The 17396-nt window shown below is 71.5% G+C and carries 14 protein-coding genes; 7 read left to right on the top strand and 7 right to left on the bottom strand.

The features are described 5' to 3' along the window. Positions 1 to 8 precede the first annotated feature (8 nt). Together glgA and glgC are read left to right on the top strand one after the other, a co-directional pair. Complete coding sequence (glgA, locus tag OHA55_RS35390) at positions 9 to 1178, top strand: glycogen synthase (RefSeq protein WP_266714428.1); 1170 nt, start codon at positions 9 to 11, stop codon at positions 1176 to 1178. Between the two features lie 66 nt (positions 1179 to 1244). Continuing rightward, positions 1245 to 2462, top strand: coding sequence for a glucose-1-phosphate adenylyltransferase (gene glgC / locus OHA55_RS35385; RefSeq protein WP_266714426.1), 1218 nt, complete (start codon positions 1245 to 1247; stop codon positions 2460 to 2462). Positions 2463 to 2520: 58 nt separating this feature from the next. Here glgC and OHA55_RS35380 read toward each other — a convergent pair whose 3' ends face one another. From OHA55_RS35380 to OHA55_RS35360, 5 genes are all read right to left on the bottom strand, one after another. After that, positions 2521 to 2976 (bottom strand): ATP-binding protein, encoded by a 456-nt coding sequence (locus tag OHA55_RS35380; protein ID WP_266714522.1) that lies wholly within the window; start codon positions 2974 to 2976, stop codon positions 2521 to 2523. Positions 2977 to 3085: 109 nt separating this feature from the next. Beyond that, positions 3086 to 3532 carry a response regulator gene (locus OHA55_RS35375; protein ID WP_266714424.1) on the bottom strand — a complete coding sequence of 149 codons (447 nt, stop codon included), beginning with the start codon at positions 3530 to 3532 and terminating at the stop codon, positions 3086 to 3088. Then, positions 3529 to 5154: a CHASE3 domain-containing protein gene (locus OHA55_RS35370; RefSeq protein ID WP_266714422.1), complete on the bottom strand. Its 1626-nt coding sequence runs from the start codon at positions 5152 to 5154 to the stop codon at positions 3529 to 3531. The genes OHA55_RS35375 and OHA55_RS35370 overlap by 4 nt, the downstream gene beginning before the upstream one ends. Beyond that, the gene (locus OHA55_RS35365; RefSeq protein WP_266714520.1) at positions 5147 to 6322 is read right to left on the bottom strand and encodes a PP2C family protein-serine/threonine phosphatase; all 1176 of its coding nucleotides are present in this window, start codon (positions 6320 to 6322) and stop codon (positions 5147 to 5149) included. Before OHA55_RS35365 ends, OHA55_RS35370 begins: the two co-directional genes overlap by 8 nt. 236 nt (positions 6323 to 6558) lie before the next feature. Then, positions 6559 to 7479, bottom strand: a complete 921-nt coding sequence (locus OHA55_RS35360; protein WP_266714518.1) for an RNA polymerase sigma factor SigF — start codon at positions 7477 to 7479, stop codon at positions 6559 to 6561. Positions 7480 to 7758: 279 nt separating this feature from the next. Here OHA55_RS35360 and OHA55_RS35355 point away from each other — a divergent pair, with 279 nt between their 5' ends. Both OHA55_RS35355 and OHA55_RS35350 read left to right on the top strand, forming a co-directional pair. Next, the gene (locus OHA55_RS35355) at positions 7759 to 9240 is read left to right on the top strand and encodes an SDR family NAD(P)-dependent oxidoreductase (RefSeq protein WP_266714420.1); all 1482 of its coding nucleotides are present in this window, start codon (positions 7759 to 7761) and stop codon (positions 9238 to 9240) included. 387 nt (positions 9241 to 9627) lie between these two features. Further along, positions 9628 to 9801 (top strand): hypothetical protein, encoded by a 174-nt coding sequence (locus tag OHA55_RS35350; protein WP_266714418.1) that lies wholly within the window; start codon positions 9628 to 9630, stop codon positions 9799 to 9801. Between the two features lie 75 nt (positions 9802 to 9876). Here OHA55_RS35350 and OHA55_RS35345 read toward each other — a convergent pair whose 3' ends face one another. Together OHA55_RS35345 and OHA55_RS35340 are read right to left on the bottom strand one after the other, a co-directional pair. Next, on the bottom strand, positions 9877 to 11316 hold the full coding sequence (locus tag OHA55_RS35345) for a lipase maturation factor family protein (protein ID WP_266714416.1): 1440 nt from the start codon (positions 11314 to 11316) through the stop codon (positions 9877 to 9879). 200 nt (positions 11317 to 11516) lie between these two features. After that, on the bottom strand, positions 11517 to 12023 hold the full coding sequence (locus tag OHA55_RS35340; RefSeq protein ID WP_266714414.1) for a DUF1990 family protein: 507 nt from the start codon (positions 12021 to 12023) through the stop codon (positions 11517 to 11519). 203 nt (positions 12024 to 12226) lie between these two features. Here OHA55_RS35340 and OHA55_RS35335 point away from each other — a divergent pair, with 203 nt between their 5' ends. The 3 genes from OHA55_RS35335 to OHA55_RS35325 all read left to right on the top strand — a co-directional run bounded on the left by OHA55_RS35335 (position 12227) and on the right by OHA55_RS35325 (position 17312). Continuing rightward, a complete protein-coding gene (locus tag OHA55_RS35335) occupies positions 12227 to 13447 on the top strand; it encodes a DUF6777 domain-containing protein (RefSeq protein WP_266714412.1) in 1221 nt (406 codons plus the stop codon). Between the two features lie 117 nt (positions 13448 to 13564). Then, entirely contained in the window at positions 13565 to 15757 is a 2193-nt protein-coding gene (locus OHA55_RS35330; protein WP_266714410.1) for a SpoIIE family protein phosphatase, read from the top strand. Between the two features lie 172 nt (positions 15758 to 15929). Further along, positions 15930 to 17312 carry a wax ester/triacylglycerol synthase family O-acyltransferase gene (locus OHA55_RS35325; RefSeq protein ID WP_266714408.1) on the top strand — a complete coding sequence of 461 codons (1383 nt, stop codon included), beginning with the start codon at positions 15930 to 15932 and terminating at the stop codon, positions 17310 to 17312. Positions 17313 to 17396: the final 84 nt, after the last annotated feature.

Here is a 17396-nt window from a genome sequence, read left to right as displayed (position 1 = left end):
ATCAAGGCATGAGGGTCGGACTGCTCACTCGCGAGTATCCCCCCGGCGTGTACGGCGGCGCCGGCGTGCATGTGGAGTTCCTGGCGCGCGAACTGCGGCCACTGGTCGATCTCGCGGTGCACGCCTGGGGCGAACCCGACGGCCGGGAGGACGGCGTGCACTGGCACCGGCCCGCGCTGCCGCCCGGGGCCAACGACGCGCTGCGGGCGCTCTCGGTGGACCTGTCCATGGCCGCCGCCCTCGGCGACCGCGAGCTGGTCCACTCGCACACCTGGTACACCAACCTCGCGGGCCACCTCGCCAAGCTCCAGCACGGCGTCCCGCACGTGGTCACCTGCCACTCCCTGGAACCCCTGCGCCCCTGGAAGGCCGAGCAGCTCGGCGGCGGATACGCCCTCTCCGGCTGGGCCGAGCGCACCGCCCTCGCCTCGGCGGACGCGGTCGTGGCCGTCTCGCACGGCATGCGCGCCGACATCCTCGCCTGCTACCCCGAGCTGGATGCGGCCAGGGTGCGGGTCATCCACAACGGCATCGACACCCGTCTCTACGCCCCCGACCCCGGCACGGAGGTCCTGCACCGCCTCGGCATCGACCCGGACCGGCCGTACGTCCTGTTCGTCGGGCGCATCACCCGCCAGAAGGGCGTCCCGCACCTGCTGCGCGCGGCACGCCTCCTGGAGCCGGGAACCCAGCTGGTGTTGTGCGCCGGGGCCGCCGACACCCCGGAACTCGCCGAGGAGTTCCGCCTCGCCTACGACGAACTGAGCGCCGGTCGCAAGGGTGTTCACTGGATCCCGCAGATGCTGGACCGCCCCGACGTCGTTCAACTCCTCACCCACGCGGCGGTGTTCGTCTGCCCATCGGTGTACGAGCCGCTCGGAATCGTCAACCTGGAGGCAATGGCCTGTGGCACTCCCGTGGTCGCCTCCGCCGTCGGCGGGATTCCCGAGGTGGTCGAGGACGGAAGCACGGGAGTGCTCGTCCCGTACGACGAGAAGGATCCGGACCGTTTCGAACTCGGTCTCGCCGAAGCGCTGAACGCGGTCGTCGGCGACCCGGCCGAGGGCCGGAGGATGGGCACGGCCGGACGGCGGCGCGCCGTCGAGGAGTTCGGCTGGGACCGGGTGGCGGGACGTACGGCGGAGTTGTACCGGGAGCTCAGCGCGACGAACGGGTGAACGACCACCGGCGGACGCGACAGCGGACGGCGGACCGGACGGATGTGACCGGACAAAGGGGCGGCGATGCGCGGTGGACCTTCGGTGCTCGGAATCGTACTCGCGGGAGGGGAGGGAAAGCGGCTGATGCCGCTCACCGCCGACCGGGCCAAACCGGCGGTGACGTTCGGCGGCACGTACCGGCTGGTCGACTTCGTCCTGTCCAGCCTCGTCAACGCGGACGTGCTGCGGATCTGCGTACTGACCCAGTACAAGTCGCACTCGCTGGACCGGCACATCTCCACGACCTGGCGGATGTCGAGCCTGCTCGGCAACTACGTCACCCCGGTCCCCGCGCAGCAACGGCTGGGACCACGCTGGTACTTGGGCAGCGCCGACGCGATACTCCAGTCGCTCAACCTGGTCCACGACGAACAGCCCGACTACGTGGCCGTGTTCGGTGCCGACCACGTCTACCGCATGGACCCCCGGCAGATGCTGGCCCAGCACATCGACAACGGCGCAGGGGTCACCGTCGCCGGGATCAAGGTGCCACGCGCCGAGGCGTCCGCGTTCGGGATCATCACACCCGGCAGTGACGGCACCCAGGTCGAGAGATTCCTGGAGAAGCCCACCGACCCGCCCGGTCTGCCGGGCGACCCCGACCGGGTCTTCGCCTCGATGGGCAACTACCTCTTCAGTACGAAGGTCCTGGTGGACGCGTTGCACCGGGACGCCGAGGACCCGCACTCGGTGCACGACATGGGCGGTTCGATCCTGCCGATGCTCACCGCGCGCGGACAGGCCCAGGTCTACGACTTCGACGAGAACCACGTCCCCGGCGAGACGTCCGTACAGCACGGCTACTGGCGCGACGTGGGGACGCTCGACGCCTACTACGACGCCCACATGGACCTGCTCTCCGACCGGCCGGCCTTCAGCCTCGACAACCGCCGCTGGCCCATCTACACCCACGCCGGTCCACTGCCGCCCGCGCGGATCGTGGCCGGCGGGATCGCGAGCGAGTCGGTCATCAGCCCCGGCTGCGTCATCCGCGGCCAGGTCTCCCGGTCCGTCCTCTCACCCGGCGTCGTCGTCGCCGAGGGGGCCGTCGTCCAGGGGTCGGTGCTGCACGACAACGTGCGGGTGGGGCGCGGGGCCATCGTGCGGGGAGCGATCCTCGACAAGAACGTCGACGTACCGCCCGGGGCGGCGATCGGCGTCAACCCGGAGCGGGACCGGGAGTTCTACACGGTCTCCGGCAACGGTGTCATCGCGCTGGGCAAGGGGCAGCCGGTGCGCTGAGGCGCGTCCGGGCCGGGCGCGGGTTCAGGAGCATCGAGGGGCCGTCGCCGGCCGGTGTTCAGGAACCGAGCAGGAACTCGGCCCGGATGCGCTTGCCCACCGGGACCGCCTCCGCCGTCACCCGGTCGCACAGCGCCACCACGATCTCCATGCCGTGCCCGCCGAGCCGCGAGGGATCGGGGGAGTACAGCACCGGCAGCGCGGTGCTGCTGTCGTAGACCGTGACGCTCACCCGCTCCGCGGTGCCCTCCAGCTCCAGCAGGTACGGGCCGTGGCTGTAGCGGTCCGCGTTGGTGACCAGCTCGCTGACCGTCAGCATCAGATCGCTGCGGGTGTGGGCGCCGAGCGGGGCGAACCATTCGGCCGCGAGCCGGGTCAGGAACCGGTCCGCCAGGGCCCGCGCCTGCGCGATGCACCCGGGCTCACCGTCGAACACCTCCGCCGTCAGCAGTACGTCGGTGCAGGGGATGTCCGGTCCGGGTACGTCCGGCAGCGAAGCGGCCTGTTCGTTCATGTGCTCCAGCCAGGGCCCGGCGGGGGAGGTGAGAGTCGTTGTCACGGGAGCCGTCTACCCGGGCCGGGGCATCCCACTCCTGGTGATTTCCGGAAATCCTTACCCGGGCTCACGTACGCCCGGGAAGTCGCACCACCGTCACGAAGAAGTCGTCGATCTGCCGGACCGCGGCGATGAACTGGTCCAGGTCGACCGGCTTGGTGACATAGGCGTTGGCGTGCAGTTTGTAGCTGCGCAGGATGTCCTCCTCGGCGGAGGACGTGGTGAGCACCACCACCGGGATGGTGGCCAGCTCCGCGTCGCTCTTGATCTGCTCCAGCACTTGGCGACCGTCGTACTTCGGCAGGTTCAGGTCGAGCAGGATCAGGTCCGGCCGGGGAGCCCCGGCGTGCGGGCCGCGCCGGTAGAGGAAGTCGAGCGCCTCCTGCCCGTCGCGCACCACGTGCAGGGTGTTGCGGATCTTGTTGTCCTCGAACGCCTCGCGCGTCATGAGCTCGTCGCCGGGATCGTCCTCCACCAGGAGGACCTCGATGGGCTGTACCGGACTGGTGGTCACTGGGCATCTCCCGACGGTGCGGCGAGGAGGGCGGGAGCGAGGAGCTCCGCCGTGGTGTGCGTGGGGGCATCAGGGCTGACGGGCAGGGTGAAGTGGATCAGCGTACCCTCGCCCCGCTCCGGGTCCAGCCAGATCCGGCCCCCGTGGAACTCGATGATCTTGCGGCAGAGCGAGAGCCCGATGCCCGTTCCGTCGTAGGCGTCCCGCGCGTGCAGCCGCTGGAAGATGATGAACACCTTGTCCGCGAACTCCGGTGCGATGCCGATCCCGTTGTCCGCCACCGTGAAGTGCCACGCGTCGTCCTCGCGGACGCACCCCACCGTGATCCGGCACGGCACGTCCTCGCGGCGGAACTTGACCGCGTTGCCGATCAGGTTCTGCCACACCATCGCCAGCGTCGTGGAGTCGCCGAGCACCTCCGGCAGGGAATCCTCCCGGACGACCTCCGCGGCCGCGTCCTCGATCGCCAGCGTCAGATTGGCGAGCGCGCGGTCGAGTCCGCGGTCCATGTCCACCGGCTGCCAGCTCTCGTGCACCCGGCCCACCCGCGAGAACGTGAGCAGGTCGTTGATGAGCACCTGCATCCGCTTGGCGCCGTCCACCGCGAAGTCGATGTACTGCTTGCCCCGCGCGTCCAGTTCGTCGCCGTACCGCTTCTCCAGCAGCTGGCAGAAGGACGCCACCTTGCGCAGCGGTTCCTGGAGGTCGTGCGAGGCGACGTACGCGAACTGTTCCAGTTCCGCGTTGGAGCGCCGCAGCTCGTCCGTCTGCTCGGCCAGCAGCGTCTCCCGGCTCTTCGTCTCGGCGAGCTCGTCCACCAGCCGGACCCGCATGGACTCGACGGCGGTGGCCACCGACCGCACGTCCGAGGGGCCGCGTACGTCGATCTTCCCCTCGTACGCCCCCGACCTGACCTCGTCCGAGGCGGCCCGCAGCCGGTTCAGCGGCCTGCCGACCACCCGGTGGAAGAGCAGGCTCAACGCGATCACGGAGGCGAGGAAACCGGCGATCAGCGCCAGGAGCACCCGGTCACGGGTCGCACGGGCGTCGTCCAGCTCCTCACGGGCGTGGTCACGGGCCTGGTCCAGGTGGTCCTGCTGGGTGCCGTAGAGAGCACGCAGCGCGTCGAACTCCGTCTTGCTCTGCAGCAGCGGCGCCGACGCCTCACCGGTGGGCCCGCTGGCCCGCACCGCTCCGATCAGCGGCTCGGCCTGCGAGGTGCGCCACTTCTCGGCCGCCGACGCGATCCGGTCCAGGTCACCGGCGTACGGCTGCTGGGACCCGATCAGCTCCCGTACCCGGGCCAAGCGCTCCTTCTCGTCGCGCTGGCCCTGCTTGTACGGCTCCAGGAACGAGTCGTCGCCCGTCAGGACGAAGCCCCGGACGCCCGTCTCCTGGTTGAGCAGCGCGTTCTGGAGCTGGAAGGAGGCGGAGCGCGCCGGCTGGACCCGGTCGACCAGCTCCGTCGTCCGCGCGGATATCTCGTTCAGGACCACCGCGCCGATCACCAGACACGTGACGACCACGACGACGAAGCCGCCCAGGATCAGGTGGACCCAGCTCTGCACCGACAGCCGTGAGGCACCTCCAGCGCGTGTGGGCTTCCCCTTGGGGTCAGCCATCGTCTCCCACCTTTCCCCAGCTCAGATGCAGTACGGCCACGTCGTCCGCGAGCCCGCCGAAGGGCGCTGCCCCGGCCGTGGCCCCCGCCACGAGGGCGTCGATGAACGGACGGGCCGCCAGCGTGGAACAGCCCTGCGCCATCGCGAGGAGCCCCTCCTCGCCGAGACGGCTGTCGGGGCCGGTGCGCCCCTCGAAGAGGCCGTCCGTGAAGAGCACCAGACTGCTGTCCGGGCCGAGCGCCAGTTCGCTCTCCGACCAGTGCCGCGCCCCCGGCAGCAGCCCGAGCGCCATACCGGTCTCGGGCTCCACCCAGGAGACCTTGCCGCCCTCGCGCAGCAGCAGCCCGGGGTGACCGGCCCGCACGATGCCCACCCGGTCCCCTTCCGGCGGGAAGGTGAGCGTGGTGACCGTCGCGAACAGGTGCGGATCGGAACGCTCCGCCACCAGGATCTCCTCCAGGAGACTGGTCTGGTCGAGGGGGCTGGTGCCGCAGAGCACCGCGGTCCGCCAGGCCACCCGCAGGCACACCCCGAGCGCGGCCTCGGCGGCGCCGTGGCCCGACACGTCGCCTATGACCGCGTGCACGGTGCCGTCCGCGGTCTGCACCACGTCGTAGAAGTCACCGCTCAACAGTGCGTGGACCCGTCCCGGTTCGTAACGGGCCACCGCTTCGAAGCGGTCGTCCCGCAGCAGCGGCACGGGCAGCAGCCCCCTCTCCAGGCGGGCGTTCTCCTGGGCCATCTGCTGGTTGGCCCGCAGCGCTGCCGCCGCCCGCTCCACCTGCTTGCGCTGGAGCGCGTACCGGATCGCCCGGCCCAGCACCTCCGGATCGAGCCGGCCCTTGGCCAGGTAGTCCTGGGCACCGCTGGCCACGGCCGAAAGACCGGTACCGGCTTCCGTCAGCCCCGTCAGCACCACGATGGCCGCGTCCCCGGACGCCTCCACGATCTGCGTCACCGCGTCCAGCCCGTGCACGTCGGGGAGGTGCAGATCGAGCAACACACAGACGGGGGTGCGACAGGTCCGCAGGAACTGTCGTGCCTCCGCCAGCGTCTTGCACCAGGTGAGCGAGGGGTCGAGGTCGCTGTCGGAGAGCATCTCCTCGACCAGCAGGGCGTCCCCGGCGTCGTCCTCCACCAGAAGGATCACCGCGTCCATGCCCCACACGGAGCCGTCCGCCGCCGAAGCGGCCGTCGTCTGCTGAGCGGGAACCGCGGCGGGTCCCGCCTGACGGACCGGCACACCCCTCGTGGGCAGCTCGGTCACACTCCACCCCCTCGTAAGGAAGACGCGGGTCGCCCCGCGCCGTGCCAGGAAGCATAAATGACCCACGCCCGGTGCCGGAGCGCCGGACGTGGGTCACGGGAAGGCCCGCCGGAGCTTTTCCGGCGGCGGTCTCCCGGCTAAGCCTCGACGGACATCCCGGCGCGCAGCCGCGCGACGATCCGGCTCAGCAGCCGCGACACGTGCATCTGCGAAACGCCCAGCTCGGCACCGATCTGCGCCTGGGTCATCTCCTGCCCGAACCGCATCTGCACGATGCGGCGCTCGCGGTCGTCGAGCTGCTCCAGCAGCGGCGCGAGGGTGTGCAGGTTCTCGACCGTCTCCATCGCGGGGTCCCGCTCGCCCAGCATCTCGGCGTAGGCACGCTGGTCCTGGCCGTCGTCGCTCTCGGAGGACGGGGTGTCGAGCGAACCGGCCGAGTAGCCGTTGGCGGCGACCAGCCCCTCGATGATCTCCTCCTCGGAGAGGTCGAGGTGGGCCGAGAGCTCCTTCACCGTGGGGTCGCGGTCCAGCTGCGAGGAGAGCTGCTCCTTCGCCTTGGCCAGCTCGACGCGGAGCTCCTGGAGCCGCCGCGGCACGTGCACGGACCAGGTGGTGTCACGGAAGAACCGCTTGATCTCACCCACGATGTACGGCACCGCGAAGGTGGCGAACTCCACCTCGCGCGAGAGGTCGAACCGGTCGATCGCCTTGATCAGACCGATCGTCCCCACCTGGATGATGTCCTCGGTGTCGTCCCCGCCCCGGTTGCGGAACCGCGAGGCGGCGAACCGCACCAGTGAGAGATTCATCTCGATCAGTGTGTTGCGCGCGTACTGGTGCTCGCGGGTGCCCTCCTCCATCGTCTGGAGGCGGTCGAAGAAGATCTTCGACAGGGCCCGCGCGTCCTGCGGGGCCACCTTCCCGGCGTCCTCGATCCAGGGCAGTTCGTCCTGGCCGGTCCCCGTACCGACACCGGCAGGTGTCAGCGTCCCCGCCCGGTCGTGCCACGACGCCGTCGCGGCGTCGGCTCCGGTGGTTCGCAATGACATCGCCGTCATGGTGTCGCCCTCCCTGTTGCCGTAGCTGTCGGTCCGGCGTCTTCCCGGGGACCGCAGAGTCATGCCTGCCGAATTCAGAAAATTTTGAGGAGATCCCGTCGGCACCGTGAGCGGGGCGGTGAGTGCGCCGTGTCACGGGCCCCGGGCGGCGCCCGCGCCCGGCGGGTACGGAGCCCCGTACACCCGGAAGGAGGAGGCTCGCGCGCATGGCAGACTTGACCGGGTGTTTGGGCCCGCGACGACCAGTGGCCCGCGGGTCAGGACGACAGAGGAAGCAGCATGACGGTGACAGAGGAAAGCCAGGGACTCGCGCCCGAAATCGAGGACTTCGGTCCCGGTATCGCTCCGGATCGGCTGGCCGTCTGCCTGAGCGTGCTGGACGAGCTCGACACCATCGACGTCGACCACCCGGACGCCATCAGGGTGCGACGCGCCACCGCCGGGATCTACCGGACCGTGAAGCAGCGCCGCCGCCAGGAGCGCCGCGCGGCCAAGACGGCCCACGACAAGGCGGTCACCGAGGCGACCGCCACCGGCTCCGCCGAACGGATCGACGACGAGACGCAGGGCGTACTGCCCTCCTCCTCCGCCACCGCCGAGATCGCGGGCATCCTCCAGCGGCCGCGGTCCTGCTACATCTGCAAGATCCGCTACACCGAGGTGGACGCCTTCTACCACCAGCTCTGCCAGGACTGCGCCCGCGAGAACCGGGCCCGGCGCGACGCCCGTACGGACCTCACCGGCCGTCGCGCGCTGCTCACCGGCGGCCGGGCGAAGATCGGCATGTACATCGCGCTGCGGCTGCTGCGCGACGGCGCCCACACCACCATCACCACCCGCTTCCCCAACGACGCGATCCGCCGCTTCAAGGCGATGCCGGACAGCGACGAGTGGATCCACCGGCTGAAGATCGTCGGCATCGACCTCCGCGACCCGGCCCAGGTCGTCGCGCTGGCCGACTCCGTCGCCGCCGAGGGCCCGCTGGACATCCTGATCAACAACGCGGCCCAGACCGTACGCCGGTCCCCGCAGGCGTACAGCGAGCTGGTCGCCGCCGAGTCGGCCCCGCTGCCCGCCGGGGTGCTGCCGCCCGCCGAGGTCATCGGCACCTTCGGCAGCGGCAGCGTCGACCGGGTGGCCGCGCTGCCCGCCGCCCGCAGGGAGGGGCTGACCGCCGACGACGTCACGGGTCTGGCGCTCGTCACCGGATCCGCCTCGTTGGAGCGCATCGCGGCCGGTACGGCCATCGACGCGGGCGGGCTCGTACCCGACCTGCACGACACCAACAGCTGGATCCAGACGGTGGAGGAGGTCGAGCCGATCGAACTCCTGGAGGTGCAGCTCTGCAACTCCACCGCGCCGTTCATCCTGATCAGCCGGCTCCGCCCCGCGATGGCCGCCGCCGCGGGCCGGGCGTACGTGGTGAACGTGTCCGCCATGGAGGGTGTCTTCAGCCGCGGCTACAAGGGCGCGGGCCACCCGCACACCAACATGGCCAAGGCCGCGCTGAACATGCTGACGCGCACCAGCGCCCAGGAGATGTTCGAGAAGGACCGCATCCTGATGACGGCGGTCGACACCGGCTGGATCACGGACGAGCGCCCGCACCCGGACAAGATGCGCCTGGCCGAGGAGGGCTTCCACGCCCCCCTCGACCTGGTGGACGGTGCCGCCCGCGTCTACGACCCGATCGTGCGCGGCGAGGCCGGCGAGGAGCTCTACGGCTGCTTCCTGAAGGACTACGCCCCCGCGGGCTGGTGAAGACCGGCGCACCCGGAGACGCACAGGACGGCCGCACCCCGACCCGGGGTGCGGCCGTCCTGTCGTACCGGCCGCCCCAGGTGCCCCCACAACCCCCTCCGCAATCGCGCCGAGCGGCTTCTTCTGGCCGAAAGTGACCCACAGCACACGTTCTGTCGAGCGGGAAGGTGCTCATTTGGTTACGCTGGGGCGAACGGACGACACCGAGGGATCCACGAAGCTTCCTCGATCGTCCCGGGACAGGTCTGCAACCAGACCGTCGTCCCGCCCCGTACCGGCGCCACCGCGACCGTATGCCCATGCCCTTGCCCCTGCCTGTGGCGGTCCGCGGTGGATATGCCGCGGTGCCCCGACTGCCGGGGGTTACGCGACGCGAAGGAGTGCGCGGTGACACCTGAAGTGACGACCGACGAGAAGCGACCGGCCGAACGAACCGGCGAACGGGCCCGCAGGCCCGAGAAGCTCCGGAACATCGAGGTCTGGGCCAGGTCGGCCCCGATCCGGCTGGCCGGATACGAGGACGACCTCGCCGAGCCGCACATCCTGCCCGGCATCGACTGACCCCGGCCCGCCCGCCGTGTGCGAGAGCCCGGCACCACCCGTCAGGGGGTGCCGGGCTCTCGCGCGTCCGTGCGCTCACTTGGAGTCCTCCGGCGGCCGGAGCGGCACCGGCCGGGCCACCGGCCGCATGAACTCCCGGACGTAGGTGCGGTGCCACCAATGGCCCGTGCTCCGCAGCTCGGCGGCGTCGGTGAACCGGTACCGGTACACCGACGCGCGCACCTGGGCGGGCGGTGCGTCCGGGAAGGGGTTGTGGCCCAGCAGCCGCAGGGTGTCCCGGTCGCCCCGCAGCAGCCGCTCGGTGAACGGCCCGAACCAGGAACGGGCGTACGCGGGGGAGAGCGCGGCGAACCACATCATCCAGTCGAGCCGCAGATGGTACGGGGCGAACTGGCGGGGAAGCCGCCCCGGATCACCCGGCTTTCCCCGGAACCCGTACTCCCGCCAGACGGTGCCCGGGTGGATCACGGTGTCGTACGTCCCCTCGACGACGACTTCCAGCCGCACCCGGCTGATGCTGCCGAACGCGCCGTAGGTGTTGACCAGATGGAGCGGATCGTAGGAGCGGTTCATCACCTGGTGGCGGGAGAGCAGATTGCGGGCCGGCCGGTAACCGAGCACCAGGAGAAGCACGGTGACCGAACCGACCACGATCTCGTACCAGAGCGGGGCGCCGGGGAGACGCCGGGAAGGCCCCGCGACCGGGGACCAGTCGACGCCCGAGAGCGCGAGGACGACCGTCAGCCAGTTCAGCCAGGCGAAGTTGCCGGAGAGGATCAGCCACAGCTGGGTGACGACCATGACGGCCGCAGCCACGCTCGCCACCGGCTGGGGGGTGAAGAGCAGGAAAGGCACCACGAGTTGGGTGACATGATTGGCGGCGACCTCCACCCGGTGCACGGGCGCCGGCAAGTGGTGGAAGAACCAGCTGAGCGGGCCCGGCATCGGCTGCGTCTCGTGGTGGAACTCCAGACAGGTCAGCCGCCGCCAGCAGTCGTCCCCACGCATTTTGATGAGACCGGCCCCGAACTCCACCCGGAACAGCAGCCAGCGCATCAGCCAGAGCACCAGGACCGGCGGTGCGGTCTCGTCGTTCCCGAGGAAGACCGCCAGGAACCCCGTCTCCAGCAGCAGCGACTCCCAGCCGAAGCCGTACCAGACCTGACCGACCTGCACGATCGAGAGGTACAGCACCCAGGGCAGCGCCCACAGGAGCACGGCGCCCCACAGCGGCAACAGCCCGTCCAGCCCGGCCAGAAGTGCGACGGAGACCGCGCATCCCGACCATGCGACGGCCGCGAAGAAACGGTCGGAGTAGTGGAGCCGGAAGAGGCCGGGAGCGGCTGTCCAGCGGGTGCGCAGCAGCAGTTCGGGCACCGGCAGCATGCCCCGCTCGCCGATCAGCGCGCGGAACTGGAGGGCGGCGGTGAGGAACGCGGTGAGATAGACGGCGGCGAGAGCCCGCTGGAAGATCAGCCTGCTCAGCCCGTAGTTGTCCGCGGTGAACCAGTCCACCGGCGTGAGTATCGGTCAGCCGGGCCCCGCGCCGCGTGACCGACGCGGCCGTGGCCCGAATCCCCCGCGGACGGGGTGCTGACGCCCGATCGGCTGTGCGTGGCGGCCGAGCGGTGGTGGGACCACCGGTGTCGGGCTTCGCGCACGGCAAGCCGAGATGTGTTTCCACCGAGGCGGCGCCCGTACCGGACCCGCCCGGCTCAGCCTGTCGCCATGCGGCGCAGCGTCCGCCCCAGCCGCCGCGCGTACAGCCGCTGGAGGACAGGAACGAGCGGTCCTGCCAGGCGGGTGTACCAGAGCGCGGGCCGGGAGAACGCCGTGACTGCGAACCAGACGGTTCCGTCGTCCGCGAGCTCGACCACGAAGGACTCCTCGCCCCTCTCCGGGTGCCCGCCGAGCGTTCCGTACGCGAAACCGATGCGCGTCGGCGTGTACTCGGCCCACACCACCTCGCAGGGAGCCGTGAAACGCAACGGGCCCATGCGCAGGGTCACTTCGACGAACCCGCCCACCTCCGCACGGTCGGCGGACGCGTCGACGAGGGTCCCCGTCGTACGGTGCATGCGCCACTCGGTCACCGCGGCACCGGCGGCCTCGAACGCGGCCCGCCCCCGGCCGACCCGGGCGCGGTGACGCAGATGGGCGTACCCGCTCGGCAGCGGGTCCACGCGAGTGGCGCCGATCTCCGGGTAGGTGAAGGTGTGCACGTGGGCCGTCCTTCCGGTGCGTACGCGTCGGGCAGCGGTGGGAGGGCGCGACGCGATGGTCCCGGGGCCGAGCATAAGGGCTGTCCCGGGATTGAATGTGTTCAAGGCTGCGCCGGGCGGGCGTACCCCGGCTTGCGGGCGGTGCGCGGGTGCGTCAGACATGAGGGAACCAACCACCCCGTACGTACTGGCAGGAGAGCACCGTGCGCTCGTCCCGACGACTTCCGTATGCCCTGTCCGCCGTGGTCTCCGTGGCGGCCCTCTCCGCGGCGGGCTGTTCCGGTGCATCCGGACACGGGGCAGCCCGTCCCGCCTCGACGGCCGTCGGTCACGAGGTGCTGCTCCAGCCGGCCGCCGCCCGCGGTCCGGCGCCCTTCACCGCGTCCACCGCGGGGGTGGTCCCGGGGGCCGAGGACGCGCAGCCGCTTCCGGCGGGCGGCCCCCCTGCCGAGGCTCAGGCCGTCCACGTCGTCACCGGCGACGCGGCAGGACTGTACGGCGGCGTCCGCGACACGCCCGGTTGCGATGTGGACGCACAGGCCGATCTGTTGAGCGAGGACTCCCGCCGGGCCCGGGCCTTCGCGCGGGTGGCGGGCATCGAGGCGGTGCAGATCCCCGGGTATCTGCGCGCGCTGACCCCGGTGGTGCTGCGGGCCGACGTACGCGTCACCGACCACGGCTTCGCCGCGGGCGCCCCCACCAGTTTCCAGACCGTGCTCCAGTCGGGCACCGCGGTGATGGTCGACAGCCGGGGGCTGCCCCGGGTGCGGTGCGCCTCCGGCAACCCGCTCGCTCCCGCCGTACCCCTCACCGGGCGGATCGCCGACCGCGGTGAGCGCTGGGCCGGGTACGCGCCCGACCGGGTGCTGGACATCGAGCCCAGCGCGCGGGCGCTGGAGAGCCTGGTCATCGCCGATCTCGTCGAAGGGACGTGGATCGAGCGGCCGAGCGGCTACAGCGCCGAGGACAAGAACCCCGCCGCGCCGCCCGCGGCGGACCCGGGCGCCGGTTTCTTCCCCTTCGCTCCCGACGCCTCGGACGGATCCCCGCAGGAGTCCGGCGGGGATGCGGACTCCGGCGTGCCCGCTCCCGGATCCCCGGAATCGGACGAGGGGGCCCGGGATCTGCCGGACTTCACGGGCGACGGTCCTGCCGAAGGGCTCCCCGACTTCACGGGCGACGGGACCGCCGACGGCCTTCCCGACTTCACGGGCGAACCGGACTTCGGGCCGGACGGCCTCCCCGACTTCGCGGGGGACGGCATCCCCGACTTCACCGGGGATGCCGGGGGAGCGGCGGACCTGCCCGATTTCACCGGTGAGGCGGACGCGGGTCTGCCGGACTTCACCGGCGGAGCGGACTCCGCGGCCCAGGATGCCGCCGGCGACTCCGACGCGGCGGGGCTGGATACGTCCACGGCGTGAACCGGCGTGAACTGGAGTGAACCGGAGTGAACCGCGCGGGCCGCCACGGGACGCTCGGGCCCGGCCCGCTTCGCGAACCGCTCGAAGAATCGGATAAATGGTGGCAGAGTGGCCGACATGGATGATCGGGTAGCGGGTGCCCTGTCACTCCCGGAAGACTGGCCCGCCCTCCCGGATCTCAGCCTCGCCCTGAACCGTATGGGCAGCTTCGACTGGGATCTTGACAGCGGCCTCATGCACATGGACCAGCCCGCACTCGACGTGTTCGACCTGCGGGCCGAGGAGTACGACGACCAGCCCGCCTCCCTCTCCCTGCGGGTGCCCGCGGACGAGGGCGCCCGGCTCGACGCCATGGTCAAGCAGGCGCTCAAGGCGGGGCGGGAGAGCTACGGTGCCTACTTCCGCTGCCGGCTCCGTGACGGCTCGCTGCGCTGGACGCACACCCAGGGCTTCATCCGGCGAGACGCGGAGGGCCGCCCGCGCCGCATCCTCGGCATCGTCCGGGACGCCTCCCAGGAACTGGCGGATTCGGCCGCGCGCCAGGAACTGGACGAGGAGCGGCGCCGGCGGACCAGCCTGGTGCAGGCCACCTCCGCGGCGCTCGCCCATGCCCGAACCGTGCAGGATGTCATCGACGTGCTCAAGAACTCGCGCGGCCTGGCCCACCTGGGGGCGACCAGCCTCGTCATGGGGCTTCTGGAGGCTGGGCGCATCCACCTGGTGGCGGACGGGCCGGAGGGGTCGTTCGTGCCGGGCACCCGCTACACGCGGGTGGACGAGCAGTATCCGATGAGCGAGGTCCTGCGGACGCTGGACCCGCGGTTCATCGAGACCTCCGAGGACTTCGCCACCTCCTACCCCGAGCTCTGGTCGCAGGTCGGCCACCTCGGAATCACCTCCGCCGCCTACCTTCCGCTGATCGCCCAGGCCCGCCCGATCGGCGCGCTCGGCCTGCTCTACGACGACCGGTCGGGGTTCGCCGCCGACGAGCGCAACCTCCTGGTCTCCCTGAGCAGTTCGATCGCGCAGAGCCTTCAGCGCGCGATGCTCTACGAGCAGGAGCACGACCTAGCGGAAGGGCTCCAGCAGGCCATGCTGCCGCGCCGCATCCCGGAGGTGCCGGGTGCGCAGGTCGCCGTCCGGTACCGCTCCGCCCGGATGGGGCGCGACATCGGCGGCGACTGGTACGACGTCATCCCGCTCCCCGGCGGCCGGGTCGGCGCGGTCATCGGGGACGTCCAGGGCCACGACACCCACGCGGCTGCCGTGATGGGGCAGCTCAGGATCGTGCTGCGCGCCTACGCGGCCGAGGGGCACAGCCCCGCGACCGTCATGGCCCGCGCCTCCGTCTTCCTGCACGAGCTGGACACCGACCGCTTCGCCACCTGCATCTACGCCGAGGTGGACCTGACCACCGGCGTGATGCAGATGGTCCGGGCCGGTCACATGGAGCCGCTGGTCCGGGACCCCGACGGCAGTTGTCACAAGCTGTTCGTCGAGGGCGGCCTCCCGCTCGGGCTCTCCGCCGAGTTCGGCCGTCTGGACTACCCGGTGAGCACCGTCGAACTCGACCCCGGGCAGACGCTGGTGTTCTACACGGACGGTCTGGTGGAGCTCCCCGACACCGACTTCGACGCCGGGATGCGGCTGCTGACCGACATGGTGCGCAACGGCCCGCAGGACATCCGGCGGCTCGCCGACCAACTGTGCGAGGCGGTCGACGAACACGGCGGCGAGGACGACGTGGCGGTCCTGCTGCTGCATCGCGACGCCGCGCCCACTCCGCAGCCCGGCGGACGGCTGAGGCAGCACGTCGCCCAGAACGACCCCGAGGCGCTGAGTTCCGCCCGGCACATGATCAGAGCCGCAGTACGCGCCTGGGGTGCCAGGGAGCGAGCGGACGAGATCGAACTCGCCGCCGACGAACTGATCACCAACGCCCTGATGCACACCGACGGCGGGGCCATCGTCACCATCCGGATCCTCGCGGGAGGCGAGCGGCGGCTGCGGGTCGACGTGGAGGACCGCTCCAGCGCGCTGCCGCGACGCCGTGACGCGGGGGACGCCGGAGTCTCGGGACGCGGGCTGATGCTCGTGGACCGGCTCGCCGACGTCTGGGGGGTGGAGTCCCGGGGCGGCGGCAAGTGCGTCTGGGGCGAGTTCCTCATTCCCGAGCGGTTCGAGCGGGCGGGCCGCCCCGAGCGCCGGGAGCACCACCAGCTTCCCGGGCACTCGGACGGGTCCGACGGGTCCGACGATCCGGAGGAGCCCGGCGGCCCCGGCCGGCCCGGTCCGTCCCGCCGTCCCTGAGTCTCGCCCCGCTGCCCCAACAGGCCGGATTTTGCCGACCCGTGAACGAATTCCGCCATCTACCGTGCGGTAGCGGAACGTAACATGTCCGTCCTTGACCGTAACTGATCGCCGTGATTTGACTGGGGGTGTACGGCGGTCTCGCTCTTCCCCCGATGACATGAGGACCCCCATGGGTACCGAACTGCTCGCCCCACTCGATCTGGCCTTCTGGCACCTGGAGTCCGAGGCCCACCCGATGCATCTGGGCGCGCTCGCCGTCTTCTCCCCGGTGCCCGGCGGCCCCCGGCAGGACGTGCTGGAACTGCTCCGTGAACGCGCGGTGGCCGTCCCCCGGCTCCGGATGCGGGTACGGGACGTCCTGCTGCCCCTCGGCGGTGCGGCCTGGTCCACCGACAAGGACTTCGACGTCTGCCGTCACGTGCACCGGGCCGTCCTGCCCCCGGGTGACTTCATGGCGGCGGCGACCTCGCTCGCCGGCGACCTGATGGAACGCCCGATCGCCCGGGGACTGCCGCCCTGGGAGATGTACCTGCTGGAGAGCAGCTCCGGCGGCGGCCCGTTCGCCGTGCTCGTGAAACTGCACCACGCCCTGGCGGACGGCATGCGTGCCGTCGCGATCGGCGCGGGCATCTTCGACGAGATCGCGGCCGTAGCCTCCCGCCGTGCGACGGCCGTGCGGCGTACCCCCGTCCCGCCGCGCTCCTGGATGCCCGGCCCCCGGGAGGTCGCCGGCCTCGCGCTCGGCCGCCTCGAGGAGGTCGGCCGGGCGCTGGGTGTCGGCGCCTCCGTGGTGCGTGCGAGCCGGCTGGCACCGGGTGGCTCCGGCGCCCTCGCGGCGGGCTCCAGTGGCACCCGGCGGCTCGTCACCGCGGACCTGGACGCCGAGGCCGTGCAGCGTGTCCGCCGGGCCGAGGGCGGTACGGCCAACGACGTGCTGCTCGCCGTCGTCGCCGGGGCGCTGCGGCGCTGGATGACCGGCCGCGGAGAGGAACTGCCCGGCGACGACCCCAGAGCCCTGGTGCCGGTCTCGCGCCGACGCCCCGGCGGGGCCGCGCAGAACGGCAACCGGCTCTCCGCCTACCTCCTCGGTCTCCCGGTCTCCGAGCCGGATGCCCGCGGCCGGCTGCGGGCGGTACGCATCGCCATGGAGCGCAACAAGGCCGCCGGCCCGCTGAAGGGCGCGGGAGCCGTCGCCGTACTGGCCGACCGGCTGCCGCCGCTGGCCCACCGCTTCGGCGCTCCGCTCGCCGGGAACGCGGCCCGGATGCTCTTCGACCTCCTGGTCACCAGCGTCCCACTGCCCCGCGCCGAACTGTCGCTGGGCGGCTGCCCGTTGCGCTCCCTCTATCCGATGGCCCCGCTGGCCCGGGGGCAGTCGCTGGCCGTGGCGCTCTCCACCTACGGCGGGCGGGTGCAGGTCGGACTGGTCGCCGACGGCCGGGCGCTGCCCGACCTCGACCTGCTCGGAGCGGCGATGACGGACGAGCTGGCCGCGCTCCAGGAACTCACCGGGGCCCCTACGCGTACTCGGCCGGACGGAGTGACCGATTGATCGGACTGATTCCGAGGTGAGAGGGGGGAAAGTGGGTGCCACCCCGGTTGACTTGCCGCAGTGATCCGATGAATATTCGCTCTG

Source organism: Streptomyces sp. NBC_00102, assembly GCF_026343115.1.
Lineage (GTDB): Bacteria > Actinomycetota > Actinomycetes > Streptomycetales > Streptomycetaceae > Streptomyces.
The sequence above is the reverse complement of the archived record's forward strand: the minus strand, read 5'-3'. Positions and strand labels throughout refer to the sequence as shown.

Excerpts from the sequence above, each read along its gene's own strand:
- glgA (WP_266714428.1), top strand. The coding sequence starts at position 9 with ATGAGGGTCGGACTGCTCACTCGCGAGTATCCCCCCGGCGTGTACGGC.
- glgC (WP_266714426.1), top strand. The coding sequence starts at position 1,245 with ATGCGCGGTGGACCTTCGGTGCTCGGAATCGTACTCGCGGGAGGGGAG.
- OHA55_RS35380 (WP_266714522.1), bottom strand. The coding sequence starts at position 2,976 with ATGAACGAACAGGCCGCTTCGCTGCCGGACGTACCCGGACCGGACATC.
- OHA55_RS35370 (WP_266714422.1), bottom strand. The coding sequence starts at position 5,154 with ATGGCTGACCCCAAGGGGAAGCCCACACGCGCTGGAGGTGCCTCACGG.
- OHA55_RS35360 (WP_266714518.1), bottom strand. The coding sequence starts at position 7,479 with ATGACGGCGATGTCATTGCGAACCACCGGAGCCGACGCCGCGACGGCG.
- OHA55_RS35355 (WP_266714420.1), top strand. The coding sequence starts at position 7,759 with ATGACGGTGACAGAGGAAAGCCAGGGACTCGCGCCCGAAATCGAGGAC.
- OHA55_RS35330 (WP_266714410.1), top strand. The coding sequence starts at position 13,565 with ATGGATGATCGGGTAGCGGGTGCCCTGTCACTCCCGGAAGACTGGCCC.
- OHA55_RS35325 (WP_266714408.1), top strand. The coding sequence starts at position 15,930 with ATGGGTACCGAACTGCTCGCCCCACTCGATCTGGCCTTCTGGCACCTG.